Consider the following 9,331-nt stretch of genomic DNA (forward strand, 5'->3'; position numbering starts at 1 on the left):
GTTTAAGTACTTGCAAAGAAAAATATCTTTTCCCTACTTGCTGCTGCCAATTTTTCAACTAGAGCCTTTGTCATCGATAACTAATACTACCGAACCATCAAATAAGCCATTGCGAAGTGCATTCAAAGCCTCATTAGCTTCAGCTAAAGGGAAAAGACTTACTTGTGTCTGGATCGGAACTTTGGGTGCTAAAGCGAGAAATTCTTCTCCATCCTTGCGAGTCAGATTAGCAACAGACCGTAATACCCTTTCTTGCCAAAGAATTTCATAAGCAAAAGCAGGAATTTCGCTCATGTGAATCCCTGCACAAACTACAGTGCCGCCTTTGACAACTGCACGCAAAGCCGCTGGAACAAGCTGACCCATCGGGGCGAATATAATTGCTGCATCCAAGGGTTCTGGCGGTAATACATCTGAATCACCAGCCCAACTTGCACCCAATTGTCGAGCAAAATTTTGACCTTCAATATCCCCAGAACGTGTAAAAGCAAAAACCTGCCGTCCCTGATAGCGTGCCAGTTGAATTAAAATGTGGGCAGAGGAACCGAAGCCATAAAAACCAAGTTTTTGAGCAGCACCAGTCATTCTATAAGCCCGGTAGCCAATTAAACCAGCACACAACAAAGGGGCAACTTGTAAATCAGAATAACTAGGGTCTAAAGTCAAGCAAAAGCGATGGTCAGCGACAGTATACTCGGCATAACCGCCATCAAAATTGTAACCAGTAAACCCCGCATAATCACAAAGGTTTTCCTGACCAGAGAGACAGTAACGACAGTGAACGCCGCAAGTGTAGCCTAACCAAGGAACACCAACACGTTGACCGATAGTAAATCCTTTAACACGTTCGCCAATACCCTCAATAGTACCTACAATTTGATGTCCAAGTACCAAAGGTAGTTTTGGCTCTGTTAATTCTCCATCAACTATATGCAAATCTGTGCGACAAACAGCGCAAGCATGAATGCGAATTAGTACTTGCTCAGGATTGGGTTTTGGTAGTGGCAAGTCAATTAAACGTAAAGGCTGACGCGGTGCTGATAAAATCATTGCACGCATAATCTATTCAGTATTCAATATTTAAATATTTCAATATAGCAGTTTTTATCTCTAACTGCTAACCTGATGTAAGTTGATTAAAAATAATTTAATTTGCATTTATAGCACTACTCTTTAATAGTATGATTAAACAGTTTTTTATCTGAAAATGGGCTACTGAATGTTTACGGTTTGTTAGCAACATTTAACGTTGATTGACAATCAGATTACTTACTTTTATACCAGCTTAATGTTAAATTTATTGACTTGCTTCTTCATTACTCAAGCATTTTGATAAAAAATAATACAAAATAACCTTTTTTCAGATATTTTATGTTTTTATTTCTTAAATAATTACCACTAGCGATCGCTACATTGATAATGTTGTACCGAAAGCCAATAAACAAGTTGCAAAAATTCATCCAAAAACAAAGTTATTTGCATATAGGGTTTTTTTTGGCAACTCTCTTGAGTATTATATTTTTCAGTTGGGTAGCACTTTCACAGCAACCAGTTACCCTGAATATATTAATGACTGCTCCTGATGCCGAACCTTGGAGGAAGGGTTTAATTAGAGACTTCGAGGCTGAGAACCCAGGTATTCGGATTAACCTAGTTGAAGGGCCCAATGCCACAAATTTGCTCGAAGACCTGTATACCTCATCTTTTATCTTGGGTGAATCCCCTTATGACCTGATCAATATGGATGTGATCTGGACATCCAAGTTTGCTGCTGCTGGATGGTTGCTACCCTTAGACGATCGCATTTCTAAAAAAGAGTTAGCAGCATTTTCATCCCAGGATGTAGAAGGGGGACGTTACCAAGACAAGCTGTACCGCATTCCAGTGCGTTCCGATGTGGGAATGCTCTACTACCGGGAAGATTTAATTAAACAAGCAGGGTTGAAACCGCCAGAAACCTTTGATGATTTGATTAGAATTTCCCAAATTTTGCAAAAGAAAAAACAGGTAAATTGGGGCTATCTTTGGCAAGGTCGGCAATATGAAGGACTTGTGGCGATGTTTGCAGAAGTCCTCGATGGCTTTGGTGGCTTCTGGGTTAATCCCAAGACCCTCGAAGTTGGACTAGATCGACCAGAAACATTACAAGCCATTGAGTTTCTGCGTAGTACCGTTAGGCAGGGCGTTTCTCCTCCTGGAGTCACGACTTACCAAGAAGAAGATACCCGACGCTTGTTTCAAAGTGGTCAAGTAGCATTTTTACGCAGTTGGCCCTACGCGTGGCCTTTAGCCCAGGCAGAAAATTCGCCAATCCGGGGCAAAATTGCGATTAAACCGATGGTTCATGCTCCTGGTAAGACGGGAGCGGCTTGTCTAGGGGGCTGGGGTTTAGGGATTGCGAAATCTTCTCAACATCCAGAAGAAGCTTGGAAAGCAATTCAGTATTTTACCAGTCGGGAAGCACAGCGCCGATTCATTTTCAGTGCAGGCTATGTGCCAAGTCGCCGGGAATTGTTTACTGACCAAGAGATTGTTGCTAAATACCCTCACTATCCGCAGTTATTGAAGGTTGTGGACAATGCAGTTTTACGTCCGCCGATCGCGCAATATCCTCAGACATCAGATATTTTGCAGCGTTATCTCAGCGCCGCCTTATCTGGTCGGATGAATCCTGAACGAGCAATGCAAGCTGCTGCTGCGGAAACACGCCGATTGCTGGCGGCAGGGGGCAGGGGAGACAAGGGAGACAAGGGGACAAGGGGACAAAAGTTAGAACTTACAACAAGTCTTTCCCTTCTCCTTGTCCCCAAGTCTCTTCCCAATGCCCAATGACCAATGACAAATGACAAATGACTAATTTACATACACTCAGAAATCGAGAACAACAGACAGCCTGGATCTTACTAACACCCGCATTACTGCTGTTGTTGTTTGTATTTGCCTACCCGATTTTACGAGCATTTTGGTTAAGCGTATTTACTAAAAATTTGGCAACAGAGCTACAACCTGTATTCTCTGGTTTAGAGAATTATGTGCGGATGGCGGGGGATGGTCGTTTTTGGCAGAGTTTGTGGGCGACAACCGTGTTCACAACAGCATCAGTAATTTCAGAACTACTGCTAGGACTAGGGATTGCCTTAGTTCTCAATCAGGCGTTTCTTGGGCGGGGCATAGTGCGTACAACTGCAATTATCCCTTGGGCTTTGCCTACTGCTTTGATTGGTCTGGCGTGGTCTTGGATTTTTAACGACCAGTTTGGGGTTGTGAACGATATTTTGCTGCGGTTGGGGCTGATTAAAACTGGGATTAATTGGTTAGGAGATCCAACGCTGGCGATGATCGCAGTGGTTTTTGCTGATGTTTGGAAAACTACGCCGTTTATTAGTATCCTGTTGCTAGCTGGGTTGCAGTCGATATCAAAAGACCTCTATGAAGCTTACTCAGTTGATGGAGCAACTGCTTGGCAAAGTTTCCGCAATATTACCCTGCCATTACTGCTGCCGCAAATCTTAATTGCAGTGCTATTTCGGTTTGCTCAAGCTTTCGGGATTTTTGACTTGATTGCTGTGATGACTGGGGGTGGCCCTGGTGGCGCTACAGAAGTGGTGTCATTGTACATTTACTCTACGGTGATGCGCTACTTAGATTTTGGTTATGGAGCAGCCCTGGTAGTAGTGACATTTTTAATATTGATTGCGGCGGTGGCGATCGCTAGTTTCTTGCTGAACAAATACCGTGCCAAAACATCAGGAGCCATTTAACCCATGAGCATAACTCCACAAGCAGTTTCAACAACTCCAAAACAAACAGAGGGAACCAAGTTTTCTCTAAAAAAAATCTTGCTGTTTATAATAGTTGCATTAGTAATGCTATTCAGCCTAGCACCAGCTCTATGGCAATTGCTGACCTCGTTTAAAGTAAATGACGATATTGCCGCCGTTCCTACTGTCTATTTCCCCACGCGATTCACTTTCAATCACTACATTGAGTTATTTACCCGCCGTCCATTTTGGCGCTACATCTTCAACAGTGCCTTTGTGTCGATTACTTCTACTGCTGTAGCTTTAGCGATCGGCGCACCTGCGGCTTATGCCCTAGCACGATTACGCCCTTGGGGTGAACAAGTTATCCTCGCCAGCATTCTGATTGTTACTTTATTTCCTGGAATTTTGTTGTTCTTAGGATTGTTAGAAATTATCCAAGCGCTAAAATTGGGCAACAATTATCTGGCGCTGATTATACCTTATACTGCCATCAATTTGCCGCTAACAATTTTAGTACTTAAAAGCTTTTTTGAACAATTGCCAAAAGATTTGGAAGATTCTGCTAGAGTCGATGGCTACAACACCTTTCAACTACTATGGCAAATCGTGCTGCCGATGACCCTTCCCGCTTTAGTGACTACTGGAATCCTCACCTTTATTTTTGCTTGGAACGAGTTTATTTTTGCTCTGACGTTTATGACCCGTGAAGAGTTGAAGACGATTCCCGTTGCTGCTGCTCAGTTGGGTGGTGCAACAATATATGAAATTCCCTATGGCCCGATCGCGGCTGCTACTGTCATCGGGACATTACCCCTGATTTTACTAGTTTTGTTTTTCCAGCGCCGGATTGTCCAAGGTCTTACCGCTGGTGCTGTCAAGGGATAAAAATCAAAATGGCTAAACTTGAACTCAAAAACTTGAATAAAACCTACAGTCCTAAAGTCGTCCCTGTCAAAGACGTTAGCTTAACTGTAGATAACGATGAGTTTCTCACTTTACTTGGCCCTTCTGGCTGTGGTAAATCCACAGTCCTACGCATGATTGCGGGTCTTGAGGAACCGACTCGCGGTCAGGTGAAGATTGGGGAAGTGGATGTCACTTATAAGCGAGCAGCCGATCGCAACATTGCAATGGTATTTCAAAGCTATGCACTTTATCCCCACATGACAGTATACGAAAACCTCGCTTCTGGACTGAAGCTGAAAAAAGTACCACCGACAGAAATTAAACAGCGAGTGGCGGAAGTGGCAGAAGTTTTAGGATTAGCAGAGTTAATGAACCGCAAGCCTGGTCAAATGTCGGGAGGTCAACGGCAGCGGGTTGCTGTCGGTCGGGCTTTGGTGCGTAATGCTGATGTCTACCTGCTGGATGAACCTTTAAGTAATCTGGATGCACTGCTGCGGGAAAGAGTCCGAGCGGATATTAAGCAAATTTTTGCAGCCCAAAAAGTGCCAGTTGTCTACGTCACCCACGACCAAACCGAAGCGATGACACTCTCCACGAAGGTTGCATTACTCAATGATGGCTATGTCCAACAACTCGATCCGCCTGACCGCATCTATAATCATCCAGCTAATCTATTTGTAGCTGGATTTGTTGGTAGTCCGCAAATGAATTTGCTGACTCTACCTTGTAAGGGAAAATACGCTATCCTGGGTAACTTCCAAGTGCTTCTCCCTGATATACCAACTGTACCACCGCAGATTGTTCTAGGAATCCGCCCAGAAAATGTCCGCATTGCTCAACCAGGTGATACCCAGACTATCCAAGGGCGAGTGTTTTTAGTGGAAAATTTGGGTATGCACTATTTGGTCAGTGTCAGGATTGAAGGTTCACAAACCGAAGCAATTACAGTACGTGCTTTGTTGCCAATAGACCAAAATTGGAGTGACAAGGATATTACACTAGCATTGCCCCCTGAAGATATTCACTGGTTTGATGTGCAATCTGGCCATGCTCTTGTTAAAAGACAAATGTTAGATGTCAGGAGCTAATACGACATTAATCTCATCGTCAGATTGTAGACCCTGTGATCCACAGCCTCCACATCGACCCACGCGCCACGAGCAAGATGATCACCGTGCATCGTGCCAAAACGGGTTTTTTGTATGTATGCTAAGTAAATTTTTGCACGAATGATACTTGGATGCATTTTATAGCTATAACTTTAAAACACACCCTAGTAATTTGCGCTTATGCTTTTGACCTTGATTTACAATATGATTACATTTTAATGATTCTTTTCTCTTTATCGAAAAAACTGTTATGGCTCAAGACTTACATAGGCAACTCTACAATATGTTTAACCCGTTTAATCCTCTAGAGCCAGGAGATTTAGCTTATGTAGACTGTCAGGAGGTTAGAGGCGATGGCGACATTATGATGCAGCTAGGTAGTTCGATTGTTTTGTCAGATCAGCTTGTTTATCAATTATATACAGGGCATAGGGGAGCAGGTAAATCAACAGAATTAAAGCGACTTAAGGAATATTTAGAAAAAAAAGATTTTTATGTTGTTTACTTTGCTGCTGGGGATGATCTAGAAGAAGAAGATATTCAGCATACCGATATTTTACTAGCTTGTACAAGATATTTAGTAGAAGCGTTAAAAGATAGTGCTAATGCCAATACATTGGTTCATTAGTTAAAGGAACGATGGAAATCTCTAGAAGAATTAGCTTCGACGGAAATTTCTTTTGATCAAGCGAATATAGAACTTGGCATTTCTCAATTTGCTAAGGTAACTGCTGTAATGAAATCTTCTCCAAGTACTCGTCAGAAAATCCAGCAAGAGGTAGAAAAGCATACACCTTCTTTGATTGATGAATTGAATAAGTTTCTTGCTGAAGCAAGGCGTAAGTTGTCTGATAGATATTCAGGTATTGTTGTTATTGCAGATAATTTAGACCGAATTGGACTTGTATTCGATCAAGCAAGTCAACGCAGCAATCATGATCAGATTTTTATTGATCGGAGTGAACAACTTAAAAGGCTGCAATGCCATATGATTTATACTGTCCCTATTTCAATGGTCTACTCAGAGCAAGCAACGATCTTAGAGGATAGATTTGGATTGATTCACTCTTTACCAATGATTATGACTCATACTCCAGATGGGAAAGAATATCAATTTGGTATTGATAAACTTAAAGAACTTATTGAAAAGCGAATTCATATTGTTAGTAAAAAGTTAAGATTAAACCAAGTATTTCAGGATGAAAAAGTCGTAAAAGATCTATGCTTAATGAGTGGAGGTCATGTAAGAAACCTGATATTCTTAATAAGAATTGCATTAGAAAGAACTAAGACATTACCAGTTTCTCATAAAGAAGCACAACGAGCAATTACGGAAATGAGAAAGACTTATCGTAACGCAATAAATGAAAATGAATGGCAAACGTTAGCCAAAGTTTATCTGTTTCAACAAAAATCGAATAGTTATGACTATAATAAATTATTATTTAATCGTTCTATTCTAGAATATCATCTTGTAGAAAATGATAATATAAAGCCTTGGTATAACATTCATCCTTTGATTTTTGATATTGAAGAATTTCAAAGAGCATTAGAAAAAGAAAAAAATGGATAAATAAAGAAGATACTAATAAATGAAAAAGCTTTCTTCTCCCAACGATTTAGAAGAATTTTTGATACCAACGAGCAAACCTTATTTAATATCAAACAAGGATAGCTTTTTAAATCAAGAACAAGAAGAAGAATACCAAATATTGTTACGTTCAATTAGTTGGACAGATGGATTTGGATTATTTTTTGTAGAATGTATTACAGAACAGGCAGAAAGATTAATACATAGACTAAAATCTGATTTACCGAAAAAGCACATTGAAGTTTTAAAATTTACTGAACCTATTGATAATCTTTATAATATTGTTAATGGTTTATCTAATCGAGATGATATTAACATACTATGTATTGAAGGTTTGGAATTTTCTTTAAATGATTATATTAAATCAGGTTTTGGAGGCGAAGGAGATTATTACAAGGAGGATTCTGTTCCTCGTATTTTAGCTCATTTAAATTTGCAAAGAGAAAAATTTAGAGATAGTTTTAATATCTGCTTCCTTTTTTTATTACCTAAATTTGCTGTCAAATACTTTATCCGTCGTGCCCCAGATTTCTATGACTGGCGTTCAGGTACTTTTGAATTTTCTACAGACAAAGATATTTTAGAAAAAATCTTACAAGTTATTGATAAAGATATTAAAGAAGACTTGAATGATTTTACTACTGCTCAATGTCAAGAAAATATTTTGAAAATTGATTCTATTCTAGATGAAGACTATCAAAATCCACATAAAAAAGCTGATTTGTTATTTACAAAAGGATTACTTTTATTTAAATTACAACGTTTAAAAGATGCTATTGATTGTTATAATAGTGCATTAGCTATCAATGATCAATTAAGTCAGGCTTGGGAATATTGTGGAATTGCTTTGTTACGTTCTGAACGTATAGAAGAATCTATTATTTGTTTTAATAAAGTTTCAGAAATTGACCCTAATAACTATAAGGTTTATGCCAATCTAGGATTAGCTTTTTTAAGATTGGATCGTTCAGAAGATGCTATTAGTAGCTTTAATCAATATATAAACATTAATCCTAATAATTATAAAATTTGGAAACTTCAAGCTATAGTATTTGCTTACTTAAAGCATTATCAAGATGCACTTGCTAGTTTAGATAAAGCTTTAAAGTTGCAATCAGATGATTATGAAGGTTGGATTTACAGAGTTAGATTCCTTGTTGACTTAGAGCGTTATCAAGATGCACTTGCTAGTTTGGATAAAGCTTTAGAGTTGAAATCAGATGCTTATGAGCTTTGGGAACTCCAAGCTAGATTGCTTGCTGATTCAGAACGTTATCAAGATGCATTTGCTAGTTTGGATAAAGCTTTAGAATTAAAATCAGATGCTTATGAAATTTGGGAACTCCGAGCTAGATTGCTTGCTGATTCAGAACGTTATCAAGATGCACTTACTAGTTTGGATAAAGCTTTAGAGTTGAAGAAATCAGATGCTTATGAGCTTTGGGAACTCCAAGCTAGATTGCTTGCTAACTTAAAGCGTTATCAAGATGCACTCGCTAGTTTGGATAAAGCTTTAGAGTTGAAATCAGATAATTATGAGGTTTGGAAACTTCAAGCTATAGTACTTGCTGATTTAGACCGTTATCAAGATGCACTTGTTAGTTTGGATAAAGCTTTAGAATTAAAATTAGATGATTATGAGCTTTGGGAACTTCAAGTTATAGTGCTTTCCAACCTAGAGCGTTATCAAGATGCACTTACTAGTTTGGATAAAGCTTTAGAATTAAAATTAGATGATTATGAGCTTTGGGAACTTCAAGCTATATTGCTTTCCAACTTAGAGCGTTATCAAGATGCACTTACTAGTTTGGATAAAGCTTTAGAATTGAAATCAGATGATTATGAGGTTTGGAAATTTCAAGCTAGATTGCTTTCCAACTTAGAGCGTTATCAAGATGCACTTACTAGTTTGGATAAAGCTTTAGAATTGAAATCAGATGATTATGAGGTTTGGAAATTTC

The 9,331-nt window shown here is 39.2% G+C and carries 8 protein-coding genes; 7 read left to right on the top strand and 1 reads right to left on the bottom strand.

Annotated elements, in window-relative coordinates; translation table 11 throughout:
• Positions 1–54 precede the first annotated feature (54 nt).
• Entirely contained in the window at positions 55–1,059 is a 1,005-nt protein-coding gene (locus V7K89_RS28565; RefSeq protein ID WP_335193277.1) for a zinc-dependent alcohol dehydrogenase family protein, read from the bottom strand.
• 360 nt (positions 1,060–1,419) lie between these two features.
• On the opposite strand from V7K89_RS28565, the gene V7K89_RS28570 reads away from it, so the two are divergent.
• The 7 genes from V7K89_RS28570 to V7K89_RS28600 form a co-directional block, all read left to right on the top strand.
• The gene (locus V7K89_RS28570; RefSeq protein WP_335193279.1) at positions 1,420–2,832 is read left to right on the top strand and encodes an ABC transporter substrate-binding protein; all 1,413 of its coding nucleotides are present in this window, start codon (positions 1,420–1,422) and stop codon (positions 2,830–2,832) included.
• Between the two features lie 17 nt (positions 2,833–2,849).
• Positions 2,850–3,761, top strand: coding sequence for a carbohydrate ABC transporter permease (locus V7K89_RS28575; RefSeq protein WP_335193282.1), 912 nt, complete (start codon positions 2,850–2,852; stop codon positions 3,759–3,761).
• A 3-nt stretch (positions 3,762–3,764) separates the two neighbouring features.
• Positions 3,765–4,649, top strand: a complete 885-nt coding sequence (locus tag V7K89_RS28580; protein ID WP_335193284.1) for a carbohydrate ABC transporter permease — start codon at positions 3,765–3,767, stop codon at positions 4,647–4,649.
• Between the two features lie 8 nt (positions 4,650–4,657).
• Positions 4,658–5,758 (top strand): ABC transporter ATP-binding protein, encoded by a 1,101-nt coding sequence (locus V7K89_RS28585; protein WP_335193287.1) that lies wholly within the window; start codon positions 4,658–4,660, stop codon positions 5,756–5,758.
• Positions 5,759–6,029: 271 nt separating this feature from the next.
• Positions 6,030–6,407 (top strand): hypothetical protein, encoded by a 378-nt coding sequence (locus V7K89_RS28590; RefSeq protein WP_335193289.1) that lies wholly within the window; start codon positions 6,030–6,032, stop codon positions 6,405–6,407.
• Between the two features lie 108 nt (positions 6,408–6,515).
• Complete coding sequence (locus V7K89_RS28595; protein ID WP_335193290.1) at positions 6,516–7,352, top strand: hypothetical protein; 837 nt, start codon at positions 6,516–6,518, stop codon at positions 7,350–7,352.
• 19 nt (positions 7,353–7,371) lie between these two features.
• The coding region (locus V7K89_RS28600) for a tetratricopeptide repeat protein (RefSeq protein WP_335193291.1) at positions 7,372–9,331 on the top strand (1,960 nt) is incomplete at its 3' end.

Origin of the sequence: Nostoc sp., assembly GCF_036917515.1 — a bacterium.
GTDB lineage: Bacteria > Cyanobacteriota > Cyanobacteriia > Cyanobacteriales > Nostocaceae > Nostoc.

Bases quoted from the DNA above. Each gene is read 5' to 3' on its own strand.
- V7K89_RS28565 (WP_335193277.1), bottom strand. From the start codon at position 1,059: ATGCGTGCAATGATTTTATCAGCACCGCGTCAGCCTTTACGTTTAATT.
- V7K89_RS28575 (WP_335193282.1), top strand. From the start codon at position 2,850: ATGACTAATTTACATACACTCAGAAATCGAGAACAACAGACAGCCTGG.
- V7K89_RS28580 (WP_335193284.1), top strand. From the start codon at position 3,765: ATGAGCATAACTCCACAAGCAGTTTCAACAACTCCAAAACAAACAGAG.
- V7K89_RS28590 (WP_335193289.1), top strand. From the start codon at position 6,030: ATGGCTCAAGACTTACATAGGCAACTCTACAATATGTTTAACCCGTTT.
- V7K89_RS28585 (WP_335193287.1), top strand. From the start codon at position 4,658: ATGGCTAAACTTGAACTCAAAAACTTGAATAAAACCTACAGTCCTAAA.
- V7K89_RS28595 (WP_335193290.1), top strand. From the start codon at position 6,516: ATGAAATCTTCTCCAAGTACTCGTCAGAAAATCCAGCAAGAGGTAGAA.
- V7K89_RS28570 (WP_335193279.1), top strand. From the start codon at position 1,420: ATGTTGTACCGAAAGCCAATAAACAAGTTGCAAAAATTCATCCAAAAA.